Source organism: Sphingomonas suaedae (assembly GCF_007833215.1).
In the GTDB taxonomy this organism is placed as follows: Bacteria; Pseudomonadota; Alphaproteobacteria; order Sphingomonadales; family Sphingomonadaceae; genus Sphingomonas; species Sphingomonas suaedae.
In genome coordinates this window covers 1,380,965-1,400,402 of sequence record NZ_CP042239.1, presented here as the reverse complement: position 1 = coordinate 1,400,402, position 19,438 = coordinate 1,380,965, and the positions used below count along the sequence as shown (strand labels likewise).

The window sequence follows — 19,438 nt, the reverse complement described above, 5'->3', positions numbered from 1 at the left end:
AATTCATCAGGTAGGTATCTTTGCCGCCGCAAGACCTCAGCGGCTCGTAGCCGAGCGTTTGAAGATGTTCGACCTCGCTTTCGATCTCCTCCCTCGTTCTCAGAACGTGTTGGCCTGCCGCAAAGTAGAGTTCCAGCTCGTCGCACAAATCCTCAAGCACCATTCCTTCGCAGTAATCTCCTAGCGCACTCCACCCGAACGGAAGTTCACCAAGTCGGCCAAGGCTGGGCGTCCCGATATCCAGTCGCGCGCGCCCGAACACGAATTGCCCGCCGACCGGAATGCTGGCGAAGGCGATAAAGCTGGAATCCGCCTTTCCGAACATCGCTTCGGAAATCCACAGATGAGATATTTGCCCCGTCGGGTACACCGGCCTTCGTCATGATTTTGGTGAGGCGCCCTCGGGCCACCCCTGAGTAATTGAAGTCAGAGTCGAATATGTGCCTCGCATCCTTCTTAAGGAAACCGCTCATCATAAAGGGTTCGGTAGGATCAAGCTGCCCCTTCTCCTGCATTTCAAGGAACGCGTTGCCGAGAAAATAGGTGTGAACGAGATATTGGAGGAAGGTCACACCACCTCTGGTGCGGTTCAGCAGCCGCTCGTCAATCCTGAACAATGCCAATCCAGCTTGTAGAGCGATCTCGTCCTTCTTGGCATCGTTGATCGCGCTATGTCCGCCGCCATCATATTCGATAGCGAATGCCGGAACGTGGCTTTCGTTACAGACGCAGAAATCGAAATGGGCCTGCAAGGCGTAGCGGCTCAGGCCCGGCCCCGACAGCCTGCTTATGTCAACGACATCCGCGATACGCACCTTGCGGTAGATGTGAGCTTGATACTCCTCCGCTGCACCTACAATCTCATCGTGAACCTTTTGCTCACCCAAATTCGACAATCGCTTTAGCATACCTGCAATTATGCCTGTTGGCGGGATCGCGCGCCAGCGGATCGTCCGGCGTCAAAATTTTTGCTGCAACACTATTGCCGATTCTGTTGCGAATCGGAGATCATCGTACCGATGTCGTTTATCTGGAGCGGCGACTGGCAACCCTATGACCAGCAGGGCCGCCGTAAATATCTCAACGAGGCCGAACGCCAGCGGTTCTTGAACGCAGCCAATCGCTTGCCCTCAGAAGCGCGCGCGCTGTGCTATTTCCTGTCCTATACCGGCTGTCGCGTATCGGAGGCGCTGGCGGTTTGTCGTGAGCATATCGACATCGAGGCCAGCGCAGTCGTGATCCGCACCCTCAAGAGGCGCAAACTGACGTTCAGACGAGTCCCGCTGCCGCCGCCCTTCGTGACCGAGCTGCTGGCGCTGCCTGTGCTTGACAACGGGCAGCTATGGCAGTGGCATCGTTCGACCGCATGGCGGCACGTTACAGCGGCGATGGAGGATGCTCGTATCGCTGGACCTGTTCGCTGCCCAAAGGCGCTCAGGCACGCATTCGGGATGCGCTGCGCATCGGCGTCGATCCCGCCCAACCTTATCCAACGCTGGATGGGCCATGCCTCGATCCAAACCAAGGCGATTTATCTTGACGCGGTCGGCGTTGAAGAACGCGAGTTTGCCGAACGGTTGTGGTGAGGTTCGGGAATTGTCGCCTTTCCTCTGATCGTCGCGACCCAGCCCATCAGGCATCATCACGGGGATCATGGGCAGCGGCGCAGCGGGGTAAACCTGCTTCGTTTCGTTCCTGCCAACTCCAGCCCCTTCGGGCGCAACTGCGTTGCGAGGTGTGACCCCGCCGCTCTGCCGCCGCCCTGTCTTCTCCCCATGACGCCCGATGGTGGGCGCGAACAATAGGAGAAGAACATGACAAACGAAACTTCACAGACCCGCAAACCCGAATATCGTATCTATCATGTCGTCGGACAGGGTGACAAAGCCATCTGGACGCCGATAGGAGCTGCATGGGAACATCGCGACCAACTCGGTTTTGCTGTCAGGCTTGACCTGGTTCCACTGACCGGGCGCATCGTTATGCGCGTCATCGGCGAAACCACGGAAACCAATGGGGGTCAGCCATGACCCTCATTCTTCCCCGCAATAGCATCCTCCACGGCGATTGCTTAAAGGTGATGCCAACGCTCCCCGGCGCAAGCGTCGATATGATCCTGACCGATCCGCCCTATGTCACGCGATATCGCGACCGCTGCGGCAGGACCGTGCTGAACGATGACAATGCCGACTGGATCGAGCCTGCGTTTGCAGAGATGTATCGACTGCTCAAACCGGGAGGGTGTGCCGTCAGCTTCTACGGCTGGAACAGCATCGACCGTTTCGCAGCCGCTTGGACGAAAGCAGGATTCCACGTCCTCGGCCACATCGTGTTCCGCAAACGCTATGCGTCGTCGCGGGGTTATCTCGCTCGCCACCACGAAAGCGCCTATTTGCTGGCCAAGGGTCGGCCAAATGTGCTACCTCTAGGAGTCATCGGCGATGTGATTGATATGCCTTACACAGGCAACCGATTGCATCCTACCCAGAAGCCTGTCGCCGCGCTTATACCGCTGATCGAAAGCTTCTGCCCTAAAGGTGGCATCGTGCTCGATCCCTTTTGCGGCTCAGGTTCGTCGCTGCTGGCAGCAAAGCAGCAAACCCGCGACTGGCTCGGCATCGAACTCGACCCCGGCCACCACCGCACCGCCAGCGCCCGCCTCGCAAACGAAATGAGGGAAGCTGCGTAGCTTCCCTCATTTCCGATGGTTTCAGTGCGAAAGCGGAACCGGCTTTCCGGTCCCGCTCCGCCCCACTTACTCGACCATGACTGGCCTGCCGTCGATCTTGTAGGCGGCATCCCAGAGTTGAAGTCTCAGGAGATGAACGCCCCGGCTTTGCCGACGCGGCTTGCGCTTCGCAAACACCTTGATGTCGGTCGTCCAACTGAACGACAGTTCGTAGGCATAGGCTTCCTCGACAATATCGGGGTGAATGTAGATCGAAGCGCCATATTCATTCACGATTTTCCCGCCTCCTTCCGCAAAATCCAGTATTCGGCTCATCAGGAAGATAAAGCCGCCCATTCGAGTCATCTCATCTTCTACCAGCCGCTTAGCCAACGCCTGTTTGAAGTCAGGAGCCAACAAGATCGCAGTCGACGCTAATATTATGTGCTTACCCATCGCGCTATCCTTCGCGATGGAGGAAAACTACGTAGCCAGTTCGATCCTATAAGGCCTTAGGACCACCGGAATTCCTCCGCTTCCAGCCCACTCAGACTGCTCGCTCCCTGCTGCGCTTCAAGTTTGAGTTGACCGCACGGAAGCCGATGCGGCAACGTTCGCGAACATTCGGAAGAATGCGCCGATGAGCAGCTTGGGAAGCACCGCGTGCCAATCGACTACAGCGATCCTGATTGGCGCATTCTTGGGTACCCCTTTCCGCACGCAGGAGTGCATTATCACCCCAAAGCGGCCGAAGCCTTTGCCGGATCAAACAAAGGATTTATCGTCGATTCACACTACCTTTATGGATTGATAACGGGCGTTACCGTTGAACAACTGGCAGGAATGACACTTTCGACCACGCCGGGAGAAATTTATCAGCCGGGTATGAATTTTGAATCTGTTAAAATTTCAGAGCGATCAATCAGAACTAAAATAAATATCTGGAAGAGGATCATATCCTCAAGGCCTGAATTTTTATCTCATATATTCAATTGAATTTTTATCTCATATATTCAATAGAGTGATTAATGCGTCACAGCTTCCTGAATTGACTTATGATCAATTCGGTAAAGCTATGAAATTTTGCATACGGGAGGGATTGTTTGAGAAAATACATGAGTCTGAACGCTCCCGGCGGCAATTTAAATGGGATATGGGTCGGGAATGCTTCTATCGCTGTCCGGCAGGATTGACTCGTGACGAGTTCGTTCGGAAATTTAATGGAAAATCCACCTATGAATATTGGATGTTTAGGTGGAGGATATTTCTAGAAGAGGATAAAAAAGTGAGATAATATGCAGATGGTCAGAGGAGCGTGGCCCAAGTGTAACTAAGGATATTCACTTACTGGCTGACCGGTCGAAGAAAAAACTTCAATGCGTAAAATGCAAGTTTGAACCAACTAAATTTCTTAATCCCCTTTATATTGAATCAATACTATATTTTCTTTCTTCATCAAAAGAGGGAGATTCAACATACTTCTTCAGAAATTTCTGCATTGCATTAATTTGTTCTACGATAAGGACAGATACAGTTCTCTCGCTCGTATCGCTAGATGATTTATATACACGTATTCATATGCTAACTGATAAAGATAGAGGAATTTTTGAAAAGTTTAGATATCAAATTGATCTGAACACAATTCGTATGGCTAATCAAATATGTCATGCGATCATTGATTGTATTTTGTCGTATAAAAATAAATGATCTATCTTATTTATCAAAATCCACTGTTAGACGAGAATCAGACCCAAGCCCGATCTCAAAAACTTGATCTGGGTGCTCCACCGCGTACTGGACGGCAAACTGCATAAAATGGCTTCTTGCAATGGATCGCTTTACACACTGTGCATCGATTGCATCGACCCAAGCTATATCAAAGTTCTCAAGGGCGATGTCCCTAAATGTACCCGGCTCTGCTGCTCGGTTGGGGCCAGCTGGGTCCTTAGTGCTATGCCAATGCTTAAATGGTAACTTTCCTGAACTCATCAAATCCTCAGGTTGATGATATCATATATCATTCCTTACGTGCAACTTTGGATAAACGGATATTTGTGCGAGATGTGCCTGATAGGCTGGATCGCAAGATGTTCGAGGTACTACCTCGACACCTTGGCAAGGGAGACCCGCTGCGCGCCTCCCGTTGCATCCCTCCCGGCTTTTGGCGCTCTATCGCTCCCGTGTCCAAGCAGGCTATACGCCTTTTGGTCAGGGCCGGATCAGCGCCATCGGGGAGACTTCGCTCTCCCCGCAGGATCGTCCGTGACGATTCTTCCCCATCGACCAGCAACTAAGCGTCGTATCATCTAAGGTCCGGCAGGCCGATGGGCCAACCGAATGCATGGGTCGCGTAACTGGAACCGGAAACTCACCACGAAATTCGGCTCGCCATTCGGTTATAGTTGGTGAGCACCGAAGCGTAGTGCTCAGAGCTGCCGCGTGCAAATCCGGCTTCAAGAAGCGCCTGCCTGATCGGCTCGGATTCAAGCTCCTTAAATAGACGCTCCCGCGTGTCGGTATGCCACGCGGACCGACCGACTGGCATCCAGACGAAGTCTCGTCTCGACGCATCAGCAAGTGTTTGTTTGAGTGCTTCGGTTTCCACCGTATCTAGAGACGCGATGGACGCAAGGACTTCAAAACGCTCAAACAGCAGTTCGAAGTCAGGCACCATTCCCACGAAACTCTTTGACCAATTCTCGAAAACATCGCGCAAATGATCGCTTAGCGCGGTTTTCCGGCGATCCAGCCCCTCCAAGTGCTGCCAGAAATTGTTCTCGCCCCCCGCCCAAGCCGAAAGGAACAGCACCCTCACCGCTGGTTCTGATTCCCGATAGGGCTTAGGCATGGACGCCGTTAGAAGTCCGTGCAGCGCGGACCAGCGCGACGCACGCGTCAAACCAATTCCGTAGCTCGTGAAAATCAATACCGCGGGGTAAGACCGTAGCTCTATCCAAGCGGTCAGCCCGTTTCCTATTTGCCCAGCGTGCGATCTAATCGTTTGCAAGAGGTCCAGGACGAGCGGCAGTTCCGTGCCATCACCCCATCGACCAAGCGTGCCGGCCATCAGCGCCAGCGCTTCGGTGGCGGCCTCATATCGCTGTACGCGTGACACAATGTCGGCAGATGTGATTGATCCATGAGGCGCGAAATCACCAGAGTCTAGAACCTCAATCAGGCGCTTGCACTCGTCCACGAACAACTCATCCAACTGGATGCGATATTCGGGCTTGGCGAGGTAGCGCTTGGTCGTCCCGACTAACAGCTCGATGCTGCGCGGGTTTTGACGGCGTGATTTTTCGAGCGTCTCGACGCGCTGAGCAACCGAAGTGAAGAATGTATCCGCGTCGCCGATCTCGATCACCCGCGCCCGACGATGATCAATCAACTCCTGAGCGCCTGAGCCAATCCTGCCACGGGTAGCCCAGAACAGCGAGTAGCGCCTGTTTGGTGTGCGGAGCATCGCTGCGCGAAGGGCATGATCCCACTCCCCAGACCAACCACAAACAACCAAACCAAATTCGTCGAAAATTCGATCGAGTAAGGCGTCATATTGCACCGGATAACCCCGCAGTTCCTCATCTGTGTTGAGGATGCGAGCGTCCTTGTAGTCGCCATGAAGTTTGAGGATGTAGCACGTGCTATGCGTAATCGGCTCCGCGCCGTGCAAGGCATCAATCGAGGCGACGATAGTTGGTTCAACACCAACTTCGCGCAGGGCGTTCTCCATCAGGCGATCAAAGTTGGTTGTGATGATGACGCGTAAATGTCCTGTGCGGACCAACTGCGCGACAGCTCGGTGCGCCGCCGTCGGTATCTTTCGGCCCTCTTCTCGATCCTGCTCTGTAGGCTCGATATAGCTGTGGAGGATCGAACGTCGTTCTTCCGGAGACGAGGCCAATTCCTCCAGCAGAGTGGAATAGTTCGGTTCCTCGCCCGTCTCTTCGCGATACCACTGCGCCCAATCAGTCTGAGCCTCCGCGCCGCGTGCCTCCCCGACACGCCGGACCAAATCAAGCGTAATTTCCCAGCCTGTTGGAATTTCGGCAGCTCGCGATAGCCCGGAGCCAAGCAACAGCGCAAAAACTCCCCTGTTCTCGTATATCGAAAACGAGAGCTGCGTGATCGCGTCGTTAGCAAGAAGACCCATCAAAATCGACCAGTGTTACCCTAGGTTGACCAAGCCCGGATATTAGCACAATCGAACGACCGACGTCAGAAATTGCTGTGGTTTCGTCCAGTCTCACCTGAGTTATGGGATCAGGGCGGATATGAAGGGACGCAACACCCAACAACTCGTGATAGCGAGGGAATCGCCAACTCCGCATAAGAGCCGATTGAACGCAGCGGGATTCACCATCTCCGAAATTGGCTATCCCCCCGAACCAGCGCACCGGCTGGATTATCCGATCTCCATGCCGCTGATCCAAGCGGCATCAAAGACGGAGAACGGACATGGGTGAAATCATCAATCCTGATGAGTGGGAACGGGTTGGCAGCGTCTACCGCCGCAAGAAGAAGCGCTTCCCGTGGGGCTGGCTCTTCTGGGGTGGCGTCGCGCTGGTGCTGCTCCAGACCTGCTCATAACGGCAGGTAGCCAGCGGGCGCGGAAGGGCGGGAGGAAACTCCCGCCCTTTTCGTTTGGCTTTCCTCAAAATCATCGAGACAAATCATGATCGATCCCAAACGCGAAGACTTGCGCCACGGGATGGCGCGATGGGCCAATGAGCGCGACATCGAGTCCGCTGGCCTGTTCGACAAGGACGGCCTGTTCGTCGGTTACAAGGGCAACCGGCAGATGTTCCTGCGTTCCGACAGCCCCGGCATCGTCATTGCCGGATCGGGCGCGGGCAAAGGGCGCGACTGGCTGGTCGAAACGATCATTCGGGGCGGTATGCATCCGTTGCTGGTCTGCGATCCGAAAGGCGAACTTGCTGCCGTCACGATCAGCAGCTTTCTGCGCTGGAACGCCTTCGTCTATCTGTGGAACCCCACCGGCCTGCACGGGATGGCGAGTCATCGCTGCAACCCGCTCGATCTCCTGACCTTCGACAATCCTAATTTTCATGGCGATTGCGCGGACCTTGCCGCGTGCATGATCCCGCTGGTCGGCAGCGGCGGCAATCACGGCCATCATTTCGAGAAGAAGGCGCGGGAATGGATCACCGCGCTGCTCAAATCGCTAGTCGAGCGATGCGGCCATGTCACCTTTCCAATGCTCTGGCGCACGATCCAGTCGATCCGCTCGGACGCGGAAGCATGGGCCTTTCAGCTCGATGCGATGGATCACTCCCCGTTTCACGATGTTCGCGCCGCAGCCGCCGATATGTGGCAGGCGCAGCGCCATTCGACCTCGAACGAGTTCGGGCTGATATTATCGACCATCAAGGCCAACCTGTCGTTTCTCAACGATCCGGTTCTTTCCGCTTCGCTGGAATATCCCGACTTCTCGCTGCGCGACCTGACCTCCGAGCAACTCACCAGCCTGTTCCTGATGGTGCCGCGCCGCTACATCGCGCAATGGGCGTCCGTGCTGCGCGTGATGTTCGTCGTCGCGATGATCTACAAGGCAAGAGCGCCGCAAGCCCGACGCCTGACGCTATTGGTCGATGAGGCCGGTCAGATGGGCAGATTCGAAGAATTGCTCGCAGCCTTCACCATCGGTCGCGGCGAAGGTGTGAAAACAATCGCTGTTTTTCAAGATGTTGACCAGATTTCTAGAAACTTCGGGCGGGAAGCCATCACAGGATTCATCGGTTCGGCGCAATGGCGCTGTTTCTTCGGCGTGCGCGATTATCCGACCGCGCGATTGCTGTCCGATATGCTGGGCAGCGAGACCCTCGAATATACCGACAAGCTCCAGACCGACGCGGCGCGGCGCTTGCAGAACGAAGCAATGCGCAACTTCATGTCCGGCGGCGATCCCGCGAAGGCCGCCATCGACTATCACCACTATCGTGACGCCGCCAATGCGCGGACCAAGATGTCCCGGCTGCTGATGACCCCCGACGAGATCATCGGCATGGGCGATGGCAAGATGATCAGTTTCATCTCAGGCCTCGATTTGCCGCCGATCCTTGCCGACAAGTATCCCTATTACTCGACCAGGAGCCTCAATGGCCTATGGCTGCCCAACCCTTATCATCCGCCGCTGGACCGCGTTCGGCTCCCCGGCACGTTTGGCAGCACGGAGCGCCGCATCATCACAGAGCGCAGGCCGGAACTGGCGCACTACCCGCAATATCGCGACGGGATCAGCTATGTGGAGGGCTATCGCTAGCACCCGCTTCAACCAACTTCGGCAAATCCGCCAGTCGTGAGACGATCCTGTGTGCCTGATCCGGCAGTGCTTGCTTCAATATATGCGAAAAGCGGCGGTCGCCGCGCCAGAGATCGCAATACGGCAGATAAAACGAGTGTATGATATCGCCGCCCGCGCTGCGCTCCGGCGCATAGCCATCGCCCCGCAGGCCAAGATTGGCCATCATAAAGGCTGGAATAAAGCGGGTAAAATTTCGCCAGCATGACACTTCATTGGCGAGGTCTTGGCGATGGGCGTAAAGGTCAATGACAGCTTGCTCCAAACCAAATTCAGTCGCTTCGGATGATGCGAGGCGCAGCACCATTGACCCATATTCTGGGGCTGTTTCCTCGAAGCCTGACCGGATAAAATCCGGTGACAGTAGCGATATGTCTATCGCGCTTAACTTCTCCCTGCCTTCCATTAGGCCTGATTGTAACTTCGCCCCAAGACTGGACATCCATGCGGGGAAATCCTTCTTCCCGTCGTAGCCTTTGAAATAGGTGTGAATGAAGGTCGTGGGCGTGGCTATCGCCGAAAAGAGGCGCTTTGCGCCTTCCGACGGCGATATCTTATCCTCAAGAACGGCAATCAGCGAGCGTTGGACATCTGAAACTTTCAGGCCGTATTTGTCTGCGAATTCCGGTGCAGCCGCATTGACCATCTTGGTCATGCTCAGTTTGCGAACATGGGCTTCGATCGTTCGCCGCTGCTTTCGGTTAACGGGCGTGATGTCGGCGAGAGCCTCGTTTAGAGTTCGTTGAAATCCGCCCTTCAAATCGTCCAGAGCACCTTCAACGTTGGGAAACCAGTTCGCAGCTTCACTGAGCGGTGATGCGAGCAATGGGTGTTCAGACAGGTCGTTCTTTGCGGCTGCGACCGAAACCTCCCACGCGATCAGGCGTCCCGGCCAGATAAAGGCGTTGCTGCCGCATAGCATCTCCACGGCCTGAGCCTTGTGCGTCGTGGTCTCGGCATGATCTTCGTCATATTGGAGTAACTCGCTCAGCACGGGCATAGAATAGGCGAACTGCGCTACTCCCCCCTCCTTCAGGCGGATGAGCTGGTCAAAAATGCGTTCTGTCTGCGGGTCGCCCTTGCCTCGCAATACGTCGCCGAAGCGGGAATAGTCAGACGTATCGAGGTATACGGTTTGCATCGTCGGTCGCTTCTGCTCGCCAGACTTATATCTGCCAAACGCCGATTTGTCTCGACTTTTCGTTCCATTTATGTTCTAATCCCGGCAACATAGCCAGACTTGCACCCTGATCGGCCCGCCTCGTGCGGGCCTTTTCGTTTGTATCCCCCCATGAGAGCGGGATCGAGCGGCTATTCTTCCAATCACATCAACATATTATCGCGCTTGGGCTGACGCCCAGGCGCGGACGGGTTTTCGCGCCATGCTGCTATCCTACGATGATTTTCGGCCCTTCTTTGAAGCGCGCGGCATCGCGGAAGCCGATGGCCGCGCGCAACTCGAACTCTGTGAGGCGTTGCTCGATCCGTTCGTCATCAAGGCGCTTGAAAGCTTTGCGCTGGGGACAAGCGATGATCTTGGTTCCGATCTCCCGCCGCTTCAGCTAGAATTGGAGCATACCGCGCAACTGGATTTCAACGGCGCTGCCCAAGACGAGGCAGCCGGAAAGAAGGAGACATGACCAACGCGATCAACGGACAACAGGCGGTGATCTACTGCCGTGTGTCCGACCCCAAACAAAAGACCGATGGCCATGGCCTCGACAGTCAGGAAACCCGCTGCCGCGAATATGCAGAGCGCAACGACTATTTCGTCGTTCGCGTCTTCCGCGACGATTATACCGGCGCGAAATCCGACCGGCCTGAAATGAAGGCCATGCTCAAATTTCTGCGTGGCCAGAAGCAAACCTACTTCGTAATCATAGACGACCTGTCGCGCCTTGCCCGCGATGTCGTCGCGCACCAGCAACTCCGCGCCGCCGTCAAACGCGCCGGCGCGATCATGGTATCGCCCTCGCACCAGTTCCGCGAGGACAGCGATGGCCGCTTCGTCGAGAATGTCCTCGCCAGTTCCTATCAGCACCAGCGCGAGAAGAACGCCGAGCAGACGCTGAACCGGATGCGTTCGCGCTGCCTTGACGGCTTTTGGGTGTTCCAGCCGCCAATCGGCTACAAGTTCGCCGAAGTGACGGACAGCCGGGGCAAGAACAAGCTGCTCGTGCCGCATGAGCCGATGGCCTCAATCGTGCGCGAAGCGTTGCAGGGGTTCGCCTCAGGTCGTTTCGCGACACAGGCCGAGGTGCAGCGGTTCCTTGAAAGCCAGCCGGATTATCCGCGCACCTATCGCGGCGACGTCCACGGCCAGCGAGTCCATGATATGCTCAATCAGGTTCTCTACTCAGGCCATATCGAGGTCGCACGCTGGAATGTCCCGCTGCGCCCCGCGCAGCACGAGGCGTTGATCAGCTTCGAAACATTCCGCAAGATTCAGGATCGGCTCAAAGGCACGGCCAAGGTGCCGGGTCGCAAGAATCTGGGTGAAGATTTTGCGCTGCGCGGGTTCGTCACCTGCGGTTGCTGCGATACGCGCCTGACCAGCTATTGGGCAAAGGGCCGCAACAAGCACTACGCCTATTATCACTGCCCCAGCAAAGATTGCTCCGAATACGGCAAGGCCGTTCCGCGCGACCGGATCGAGGGCGAGTTCGAGGCCATCTTACAGGACATGAGGCCGACGCAGGATATGGTCGTGCTAGCCTATGAGGTGTTCCGCAAACTTTGGAATATCCGCATCGACGGGATCAAATCCCGCAAGAAGGGCTGGGAAGCTGAAATCCGTCAGATCGAGGGCAATGTCACCCAGCTTATCGACCGCGTGATGGACGCCGAAAGCCCAACGCTCATCAAAGCCTATGAAAGCCGCATCCAAGGGCTGGAGGTCCGCAAGGCCGAGCTTCGCGAAAGCCTGTCGAAATCAGGCCGGACGCCGAAGGATTTTGACGCGGCATTTAGAACCGCCATGACGTTCCTCGCAAACCCGCATAAAATATGGGTTTCCGGCAATTTTGCCTACAAACGAATCGTTCTGAAGCTCGCCTTCGCCGACAACCTGCAATATCTGCGCGGAACCGGGTTTAGAACCGCCGTAACCGCCTCTCCCTTCACGCTTTTATCGGATTTGTCCGGGGGAAGGGAGAAGATGGTGCCGGTTGCAGGAATCGAACCCGCGACCTTCGGTTTACAAAACCGCTGCTCTACCAGCTGAGCTAAACCGGCGCGGCGGGCCTGAGCGCGGCCCGCATCTGGATCGCGTTCCTTTGCGTCAAGCGATGCCGAAGGTCCAGCCCTCGCTGACTGCAATTTCGCGGGTCATGGCCGGCGGATGCCAAAGCGTCGCGTCATTCGCCGCGCGGCGAAGCCAGGCGGCGGTCAGAAGCGCATCGGTTGCATGGTCGGTATAGCGTTCGAGCGGTGCGTGCGGTCGTGACCCCAGCGCCGCAAGGCCGGCGTCCAGTGCCGTCGCGTCGCGCAATTTCGACCGGCCCTTGCGCAGTCCGGCGGCGCGGGCGGCGATGGCGGTATAGATTTCGACCACCACCGCGCCGCGGTCGGGCACCGGATCGAACGGCCAGACCGGCACCCGCCCGTCGAGCCGGTGGAGCAGCCGCATCCCCGCGAAACTCGCCTTGGCCACCTGCGCCGCCCCGATCGCGTCGAACACGGTCGATGGCTTGGTGCTGCCATCATGCGCCACCTCACATGCACGCCAATGGAGGAAGTCCGCCTTGGTCCCGTCCGCCGCGCCCAGATAGAAATGGGTGCCGCGTCGCGCCTCCAGGAACCCGGCGGCGCCCAGATCCGTTTCGTCGGATGCGGCGTCGACATGCGCCCAGAGTTGCCGCGCCGTGGTGCTTGCGGTCTCGCCGGGCAGATGCGCCCCGCGCGCCAGGAACGGTGCGGAGAAGCTGAAATCGAAGCCGATCAGCATCGGAATATCCGCGTGGGCGCGCACCCAATCGAGCACCTCGGCCCGCGACCAGAGTCCGCCGGGCGGTGACACCAGAACCGGCGCCGCATCGCCGCTGTCGCACACCCCTATCGCGATCCCGGGGTGCCGTGCTCCCTTCGCCCCCGACCAGTCGATCGCGGCGAAGCGGCGAAAATGGGTGGGGGAAGGAGGCATCGTCCGCGCACTGCACCCGATCGCCGCGCGTCGCAACCTGCACTATCTGGGACATTCCGGGCCGCTCGTTCATTATCCCGGCAGCATCGCAACGGGGAGGATCCGCCTTGCCACATTACGCCAGCGCCCGAGTGACACTCGCCGCAGCGCTGCTCGCTCTGGCACCGGGGTGTGCGACATCTCCGCTTCAGCGCGGCGAGGTTTCGCGTGCAGCCATAGCGCAAAGTCCCGCCCAGCTGTTCGGTCCTCTGTTCGTCGAGGTGCAGATGCGGCGCCTCTTCGCCGATGGAAAGACCTTCGTTGACGCCGTTCCCCGCCGCGATCCCCGGGCGATCCTCGCCGATTATCGCGTGGCCGCCCGCCGCACAGATGCCGAGCTGCGCGCCTTCGTACAGGCGAATTTCGACCTGCCCGCGGAGCAAGCCCCGGTCGCCGATCAGCCTTCGCGACCTTCGCGACCGCTGCTCCCGCATATCCGCGCCCTGTGGGACGATCTCGCCCGCCCGCCGGTGGAGCCCGAACCGGGCGGTTCCGCGCTCGCATTCGACGGCGCTCATGTCGTGCCGGGCGGGCGGTTCCGCGAAATTTATTACTGGGACAGCTATTTCACGATGCTGGGGCTGCGCGAGGACGGGCGGCGCGACCTGATCGAGGGGATGGTCGATGGCTTTGTCGCGCTGGTCGAACGGCACGGCCATGTCCCGAACGGCGCGCGCAGCTATTATCTCAGCCGTTCGCAGCCGCCCTTTCTCTACGCGATGATGGACCTGTCCGACATGCGCGACCCGGCGGTGCTCGGGCGCCGCCTCGACGCGCTGATCGCCGAACACGACTATTGGATGCGCGGCGGGCGGGTGGTGACGATGGCCGATGGTGCGCTACTCAACCGCTATTGGGACGATCTCGACACGCCGCGCGACGAGAGTTTCCGCGAGGATGTAGAGACCGCGCGTGCCAGTGGGCGCCCGGCCGCTACGGTCTATCGCCATCTGCGCGCCGCGGCGGAGAGCGGATGGGATTTCTCCTCGCGCTGGCTCGCGGACGGGCGCACGCTGGCGACGATCGACACGACCGATCTCGTCCCGGCCGATCTCAACAGCCTCCTCTACGGCATGGAGCGCGCCATCGCTGCGCGCTGCCGCGTGCTCGTCCGTCCCTGCGCCGCGTCGTTCGAACGGCGCGCCGATGCCCGGCGACAGGCTGTCGAGCGCTGGCTGTGGGACGATGCGGAGGGGCGCTATGGCGACTATGATCGCGATGCGGGTCGCATCCGCCCGGGCCTGTCCGCCGTCACCGCCTATCCGCTGTTCACCCGGCTTGCGTCGCCCCAGCGCGCCGCGCGCGTCGCCGCCACGATCGACGCGAAGCTGATCGCGCCGGGCGGGCTGCGCACCACGCGGATCGATACCGGGCAGCAATGGGACGCGCCCAATGGTTGGGCGCCGTTGCAATGGATCGCGGCGGACGGGCTACTGGCCTATGGCCATGACGGCCCGGCGCGCAGGATCGCGGCGCGATGGGTTGCGACGGTGCAGCGCGGCTATCAATCGAGCGGCAAGCTGGTGGAGAAATATGACGTCGAAACGGTGCGTCCCGGCGGGGGCGGAGAATATCCGCTTCAGGATGGGTTCGGCTGGACCAACGGAGTCACCCGCGCGATGATGGCGCGCTGGGGGATTGGGGATTAGGGACGGCGGCCCCGCTTTGCTCCGCCACCCGATCGGCCAGCGACAGCGTCCTTAACGCGGCGTCTCGATACCCGCCAGCACGGCGAGCCGGATCGCCTCTGCAAAGCTCGACACGTCGAGCTTGAGCATGATCCGCGCGCGGTGCGATTCGACCGTGCGGACGCTCAGCCCCAGCTTCTCGGCAACCTCGCGATTGGTGAGGCCATCGACGAGCAGGGACAGGATTTCGACCTCGCGCTCGCTCAGCGTATCCAGTCGCTCGCGATTATGATCGCTGGTGCGCTCTGCGGTCAGGTTGCGGTCGAGCGCCTGGAACGCGACCTTGAGCGGGCCCAGCAGCTTTTCCAGCGTGAACGGCTTCTCGATAAAGTCGATGGCCCCGCGCTTCAGCGATTCGACCGCCGAGGTGATCTCGCCCTGGCCGGACACGATGATCGCGGCGAAGCGCTGATGATCGAGCGATTTGAGCGCCTCGTTCCCCGACAGGCCCGGCATGTTCAGATCCAGCAGGACTACGCCGGGATCGGCGCCGTCCTGCGCGGCGGCGAGGAAACGCTCGGCCGAATCCCACGCATGAACGGTTACGCCGGGCAGCGTTCCGACCAGGCTTGCGATCACATCGCGTGCCAGATCGTCATCGTCAACGATGTGAATCGTGCGGGGCATGGGCGTTCGCTAACAAGAGTTGTTTCCGTAGATATACGGGGTACACGGCAAATGCACCATAGCCGTCCGCAGTCCAACTTAAGATGACACTTGCGGGGAGTGGGTTTCTAGAATCGTCAACAACTTGCGGGCCAGCGCTAGCCGTTCTTCGGGCGTCGCATCAATCATTGCGCGTTCGGTCTCCCGCGCCGCTTCCCCCGCCGCCGCGTCGCCGAAATGCGCGGCCGTTCCGGCGAGTTTATGTACTTCCGACAGTAGCTTGGTGACACGCTGCGTGTCGCTCGCCGCTACGGTATCGAAGGCGCGCAGCAGATCGACGAGTTCGGCGCGCCGCTTGGTATAGCGTTCTACCAAAACCGCCGGGATCGCGTCAGCAGGGGCGGGGGCAGGCGCGGTCCCGCTGGTCGAGGGGATCGGGCGGCTCCGCCTGGCCCAGATTGCGATCGCCCGCTCCAGCGCCTCTCGGCGCAACGGCTTGGCAAGATGCGCCTGCATCCCCGCGGCGATACAGGCATCGACATCGTCCTGATAGACGTTGGCGGTCAGCGCGATGATCGGCAGCCGATCTGCCGTGTGTCCGCTCGCGCGCAGTCTTTCGGTCGCGACCAGGCCGTTCATCACCGGCATCTGCACGTCCATCAATACGAGGTCATAGGGCGCCCCGTCGCGCTCGGCCTGTTCGACACGCGCGACCGCTTCCGCCCCGTTATCGACGACATCAAGCTCCAGGCCGAGCTGTCGGGCAGTGGCGCGCATCAACGCCTGGTTGATGTCGTTATCCTCGGCCAGCAGGATACGGGCCGGTGGAACGGTCAGCGAAGCGGGGGGCGCATCGGCGCCGCCGAAATCGGTCGCGCTATCGGGTGCGACGATGCAGGGCAGGGTGAAGAAAAAGGTGCTGCCCACGCCGGGCTTGCTCTCTACCTTCAGGCGACCGCCCATCAGTCGGACCAGCGAATCGCTGATCGCCAGCCCCAGCCCGGTTCCCACGCCGGCGGTGCGCGCGCTCGCGTCAATCTGGACGAACGATCCGAAAATATCGTCCAGCCGCTCCGGGGGAATGCCGACGCCGGTATCGACAATGGCGAACCGCATCCGCGCGCCATGGCGGCTGATCTCCAGCCGGATAAACCCGCGTTCGGTGAATTTCACCGCGTTGCCCAGCAGGTTGAGCATCACCTGGCGCAGCCTCAGCTTGTCGCCCATGATCCACCGCGGCAGTTTCGGATCGATCTGCAATTCCAGAAAGACCGCGCGCTGCCTGAGGCTCGGCAACAGCATCCGCATCGCCGAATTGGCCAGGTCGGTCAGGTCGATCGCTTCGCTCGCCAGCGCCATATGTCCCGCCTCGATCTTCGACAGGTCGAGAACGTCGTTGAGCAGCGACATCATGCTGGCGCCCGATTCGGCGATGATCTGGACATGGGCGCGCTGATCGGCGTTGAGCGACGTTTCGAGCAGCAGGTCGGCAAAGCCGATCACCCCGTTCATGGGCGTGCGGATCTCATGGCTCAGATTGGCCAGGAACGCCCCCCGCGCACGCGCCGCCTCCTGCGCCGCGTCGCGCGCGAGCAGCAATTGCGCGCGTATCTTGGTTTCGCTCGTCACGTCCTGGAGCACGCCGAACACCGTCGTCGCCCCGTCGGCGCCGATTTCCGCGCGGCCCATCGACGACAGATGCCGCACATCGCCATTGGGGCGCACGATCCGCGCGCGATACTGGAACTCCGTCCCATCGGCGATCGCTGCGGTCACGATCTGGCGGACCTGATCGCGATCCTCGGGGTGATAGGCCGCCGCCGCCTGCTTCCGATCGATCGGCGTGCCGGGTTTCCGCCCGTGGATGCGGTAAACCTCGTCGGACCAGAACAGGCTATCGGTTTTGCCATCATAGCGCCAATGGCCGACATGCACGCGCGCCTCGGTCAGCATCAGCATCCGGTTCGCTTCGGACAGTTCGGCGGTCGCCCGCTCCACCTCCCGCGTGACGATCGACTCGCGCCGGGCGATGATCGCAAGCACCGCGGCCAGCGCGATGTTGATGGTCAGGCCGGTGAGCAGCACCAGCAGCGGCTCGTTGCTCGCGACCCGGTTCTCGAACGCCTGGGTGCTGCGCCACTGAATGGTCCAGCGCCGCCCCTGCGCCTCGAATGTGCGTGATGCGGTAAACTGCGCGTTGCGGACGCTCCGGTCGTCCGGGGCGGTCGAATCATAGACCCGTTCCTCCCCACCATCGGCGCGATCGACGGAGATGCTCAGATCGAATTCCGTGCCCTGATACGGGGTCAACTGGCCAAGGAAACGGGGGGCTGTGAACGGATGATAGACCCAGCCGACAAAGCTGCGCTGTCGCTCGGCTGCGGTGCGCGGCGCGGCCGGTCCGCTATAGACGGGGCGGAGCATGATGAAGCTCGCCCCCGGGCCGCGATACTGGACGAAGGCGATGGGGCGCGAAACGATCGCCGTCCCCGAATCGCGGGCGCGCTCAGCCGCTTCCCGGCGCCGAGGATCGAACGACGCGTCCATCCCGAGCACCCGGCGGTTGGTCTCGAGCGGATAGATATATTTGACGACATAATGCCAACCCGACGCGCGCGCCTGATGGATAGTGTCGATCGCCAGCCCGTCGCGGGCCGCTTCCGCCTTGAATTGCTCCAGCCCGTCCTGGGGAACCGCCTTGATGAAGCCGATATCCCGGATTCCGGGCAGCGAGTGTTCGATATCGACCACCTGGGCAAAGGTGACCCATTCGGGCCAGGTCACCCGCTCGCCCGCGCTGAACAGCGCGGCGGCGCCGTCCAGGCTACGCGCGGCGGCGTTCAGCCGGCTCCGCAACGTCTGTTCGCTTTCGGCGGTCAGCGTTGCAAAGGCGGCTTCGTTGCGCTCATACACCCGCTCGCGCGCGATGGCCCAGGCGAACAGGGTGAGCGCCAGCCCCAGCCCGAAGCCCAGTGCCATGAAGCCGTACAGGCCGCGCACCGGATGCCCGTGCCAATAGGCGCGCAACTGCCGCCGCTCGCCGATCATCGCAAAGGGCGCCACCATCAAGATGCCGAGCGCATCCCCCAGCGTCCAGGTTGCGAGGCTCGACGGGAGCCGGTCGAGCGGGAAATCGCGCAGGAAGACCAGCCCGAAATGGCCGATGACCGAAGAGCAGAGCGCCGGGATGACGACGCCGAGCAGGATCGCTGTGACTATCGCGGAGGGCTGGGCGAAATCGATCCGCGCGCCGAACCGGCGTCGCAACAGCCATTCGGCGGCCAGTGCCTGAAGCGTCGCACCGGTCGCGGTGACCAGCGCGAGCACGCCCGTTCGCTCCAGATCCCCGCCCATCGACACGCCCAGCGCGACGTTGAGCACATAGGAACCGACCCAAACGCCCGGCCACAGCCAGCGACCATAGAGCAGCAACGCGCCCACCCCGACACCGGAGGGGAACCACAGCATCGTCACGCGGGCAGGGGGAATGGCAAGCTGTTTGGCGACCAAGCCGCTGATGGCGAAGCAGATCGCGAGCAGCAAAATCGCCTGGACCCGGTATCGCCAGCCGCGCGCGGGAACGACAAATGGAGGTGGTTCCGGAGCGCCATCGGCTCCGGCGGCGGTGGACCACGAAGGGGCGCCCGTCATTTGCACGGCACCGGCCTACACCAGCCCGACGCGTGCTGCATCCCCGCAATGTTACGGGATGCGTTACGGTTGGCGTGCGATATCGCGTGTGCGCCTGGCGTGGGCCGCTGTTCGTGGTAAGCTGAAGCCAACAGGGTGGAGGCATAACGTTAATGAGCATTTTGGAGTTTTTGAGCCAAGACGAACTCGACGACTTAGATGAAGATCCTCGGACCGCGTTCATGCAGCTCGTAAACAACGCTCAGCGGAGTTTGTCTGCGAAGGTCAGCTCGTTAGACCCGGAAAACCAATACGAGTGGCAAAAAATCGAGGAGCTTCGCTACAGT

At 59.7% G+C, this 19,438-nt stretch carries 15 protein-coding genes, 1 tRNA gene and 1 pseudogene; 8 read left to right on the top strand and 9 right to left on the bottom strand.

Features of this window, described 5'->3' with window-relative positions; translation table 11 throughout:
• Positions 1-206: 206 nt before the first annotated feature.
• Positions 207-908 (bottom strand): DUF2726 domain-containing protein, encoded by a 702-nt coding sequence (locus tag FPZ54_RS06665; RefSeq protein WP_145845910.1) that lies wholly within the window; start codon positions 906-908, stop codon positions 207-209.
• A gap of 60 nt (positions 909-968) precedes the next feature.
• Here FPZ54_RS06665 and FPZ54_RS06660 point away from each other — a divergent pair, with 60 nt between their 5' ends.
• The 3 genes from FPZ54_RS06660 (at position 969) to FPZ54_RS06650 (ending at position 2,689) form a co-directional block, all read left to right on the top strand.
• On the top strand, positions 969-1,586 hold the full coding sequence (locus FPZ54_RS06660) for a tyrosine-type recombinase/integrase (protein WP_145845908.1): 618 nt from the start codon (positions 969-971) through the stop codon (positions 1,584-1,586).
• Positions 1,587-1,814: 228 nt separating this feature from the next.
• Positions 1,815-2,030, top strand: a complete 216-nt coding sequence (locus FPZ54_RS06655; RefSeq protein ID WP_145845906.1) for a hypothetical protein — start codon at positions 1,815-1,817, stop codon at positions 2,028-2,030.
• The gene (locus FPZ54_RS06650) at positions 2,027-2,689 is read left to right on the top strand and encodes a DNA methyltransferase (RefSeq protein ID WP_145845904.1); all 663 of its coding nucleotides are present in this window, start codon (positions 2,027-2,029) and stop codon (positions 2,687-2,689) included. Before FPZ54_RS06655 ends, FPZ54_RS06650 begins: the two co-directional genes overlap by 4 nt.
• A 66-nt stretch (positions 2,690-2,755) precedes the next feature.
• Here FPZ54_RS06650 and FPZ54_RS06645 read toward each other — a convergent pair whose 3' ends face one another.
• Entirely contained in the window at positions 2,756-3,124 is a 369-nt protein-coding gene (locus FPZ54_RS06645; protein ID WP_145845902.1) for a hypothetical protein, read from the bottom strand.
• A gap of 207 nt (positions 3,125-3,331) precedes the next feature.
• On the opposite strand from FPZ54_RS06645, the gene FPZ54_RS06640 reads away from it, so the two are divergent.
• Positions 3,332-3,664 (top strand): hypothetical protein, encoded by a 333-nt coding sequence (locus tag FPZ54_RS06640; RefSeq protein WP_145845901.1) that lies wholly within the window; start codon positions 3,332-3,334, stop codon positions 3,662-3,664.
• 1,372 nt (positions 3,665-5,036) lie between these two features.
• On the opposite strand, the gene FPZ54_RS06635 is transcribed toward FPZ54_RS06640, so the two are convergent.
• The gene (locus FPZ54_RS06635; RefSeq protein WP_145845899.1) at positions 5,037-6,818 is read right to left on the bottom strand and encodes an SIR2 family protein; all 1,782 of its coding nucleotides are present in this window, start codon (positions 6,816-6,818) and stop codon (positions 5,037-5,039) included.
• Positions 6,819-7,123: 305 nt separating this feature from the next.
• On the opposite strand from FPZ54_RS06635, the gene FPZ54_RS20315 reads away from it, so the two are divergent.
• Together FPZ54_RS20315 and FPZ54_RS06630 are read left to right on the top strand one after the other, a co-directional pair.
• Positions 7,124-7,255, top strand: a complete 132-nt coding sequence (locus FPZ54_RS20315) for a hypothetical protein (protein WP_277872326.1) — start codon at positions 7,124-7,126, stop codon at positions 7,253-7,255.
• Positions 7,256-7,340: 85 nt separating this feature from the next.
• Positions 7,341-8,948 carry a type IV secretory system conjugative DNA transfer family protein gene (locus FPZ54_RS06630; protein ID WP_145845898.1) on the top strand — a complete coding sequence of 536 codons (1,608 nt, stop codon included), beginning with the start codon at positions 7,341-7,343 and terminating at the stop codon, positions 8,946-8,948.
• Here FPZ54_RS06630 and FPZ54_RS06625 read toward each other — a convergent pair.
• Entirely contained in the window at positions 8,923-10,128 is a 1,206-nt protein-coding gene (locus FPZ54_RS06625) for a hypothetical protein (RefSeq protein ID WP_145845896.1), read from the bottom strand. The two genes, FPZ54_RS06630 and FPZ54_RS06625, sit on opposite strands and share 26 nt — an antisense overlap.
• Positions 10,129-10,623: 495 nt before the next feature.
• On the opposite strand from FPZ54_RS06625, the pseudogene FPZ54_RS20455 reads away from it, so the two are divergent.
• Positions 10,624-11,640, top strand: a pseudogene (locus FPZ54_RS20455) (recombinase family protein); the annotation flags it as partial.
• Between the two features lie 57 nt (positions 11,641-11,697).
• On the opposite strand, the gene FPZ54_RS20020 reads toward FPZ54_RS20455, so the two are convergent.
• The 3 genes from FPZ54_RS20020 to FPZ54_RS06610 all read right to left on the bottom strand — a co-directional run bounded on the left by FPZ54_RS20020 (position 11,698) and on the right by FPZ54_RS06610 (position 13,128).
• The gene (locus FPZ54_RS20020; RefSeq protein WP_222428356.1) at positions 11,698-11,874 is read right to left on the bottom strand and encodes a hypothetical protein; all 177 of its coding nucleotides are present in this window, start codon (positions 11,872-11,874) and stop codon (positions 11,698-11,700) included.
• Positions 11,875-12,145: 271 nt separating this feature from the next.
• A tRNA-Thr gene (locus tag FPZ54_RS06615) sits at positions 12,146-12,221 on the bottom strand.
• 46 nt (positions 12,222-12,267) lie between these two features.
• Entirely contained in the window at positions 12,268-13,128 is an 861-nt protein-coding gene (locus FPZ54_RS06610) for a hypothetical protein (RefSeq protein WP_145845894.1), read from the bottom strand.
• A gap of 107 nt (positions 13,129-13,235) precedes the next feature.
• On the opposite strand from FPZ54_RS06610, the gene treF reads away from it, so the two are divergent.
• Positions 13,236-14,816 carry an alpha,alpha-trehalase TreF gene (treF, locus tag FPZ54_RS06605; protein ID WP_239019740.1) on the top strand — a complete coding sequence of 527 codons (1,581 nt, stop codon included), beginning with the start codon at positions 13,236-13,238 and terminating at the stop codon, positions 14,814-14,816.
• Positions 14,817-14,867: 51 nt separating this feature from the next.
• Here the strand turns inward: treF and FPZ54_RS06600 are convergent, their stop codons facing one another.
• A complete protein-coding gene (locus FPZ54_RS06600; protein WP_145845893.1) occupies positions 14,868-15,482 on the bottom strand; it encodes a response regulator transcription factor in 615 nt (204 codons plus the stop codon).
• A gap of 78 nt (positions 15,483-15,560) precedes the next feature.
• Complete coding sequence (locus FPZ54_RS06595; RefSeq protein WP_145845892.1) at positions 15,561-19,112, bottom strand: CHASE domain-containing protein; 3,552 nt, start codon at positions 19,110-19,112, stop codon at positions 15,561-15,563.
• Positions 19,113-19,438 lie beyond the last annotated feature (326 nt).

Bases quoted from the DNA above. Each gene is read 5' to 3' on its own strand.
- FPZ54_RS06610 (WP_145845894.1), bottom strand. From the start codon at position 13,128: ATGCCTCCTTCCCCCACCCATTTTCGCCGCTTCGCCGCGATCGACTGG.
- FPZ54_RS06635 (WP_145845899.1), bottom strand. From the start codon at position 6,818: ATGGGTCTTCTTGCTAACGACGCGATCACGCAGCTCTCGTTTTCGATA.
- FPZ54_RS06665 (WP_145845910.1), bottom strand. From the start codon at position 908: ATGCTAAAGCGATTGTCGAATTTGGGTGAGCAAAAGGTTCACGATGAG.
- FPZ54_RS06650 (WP_145845904.1), top strand. From the start codon at position 2,027: ATGACCCTCATTCTTCCCCGCAATAGCATCCTCCACGGCGATTGCTTA.
- FPZ54_RS06625 (WP_145845896.1), bottom strand. From the start codon at position 10,128: ATGCAAACCGTATACCTCGATACGTCTGACTATTCCCGCTTCGGCGAC.
- FPZ54_RS06595 (WP_145845892.1), bottom strand. From the start codon at position 19,112: ATGACGGGCGCCCCTTCGTGGTCCACCGCCGCCGGAGCCGATGGCGCT.
- FPZ54_RS06655 (WP_145845906.1), top strand. From the start codon at position 1,815: ATGACAAACGAAACTTCACAGACCCGCAAACCCGAATATCGTATCTAT.
- FPZ54_RS06630 (WP_145845898.1), top strand. From the start codon at position 7,341: ATGATCGATCCCAAACGCGAAGACTTGCGCCACGGGATGGCGCGATGG.
- FPZ54_RS06600 (WP_145845893.1), bottom strand. From the start codon at position 15,482: ATGCCCCGCACGATTCACATCGTTGACGATGACGATCTGGCACGCGAT.
- FPZ54_RS20315 (WP_277872326.1), top strand. From the start codon at position 7,124: ATGGGTGAAATCATCAATCCTGATGAGTGGGAACGGGTTGGCAGCGTC.
- FPZ54_RS06645 (WP_145845902.1), bottom strand. From the start codon at position 3,124: ATGGGTAAGCACATAATATTAGCGTCGACTGCGATCTTGTTGGCTCCT.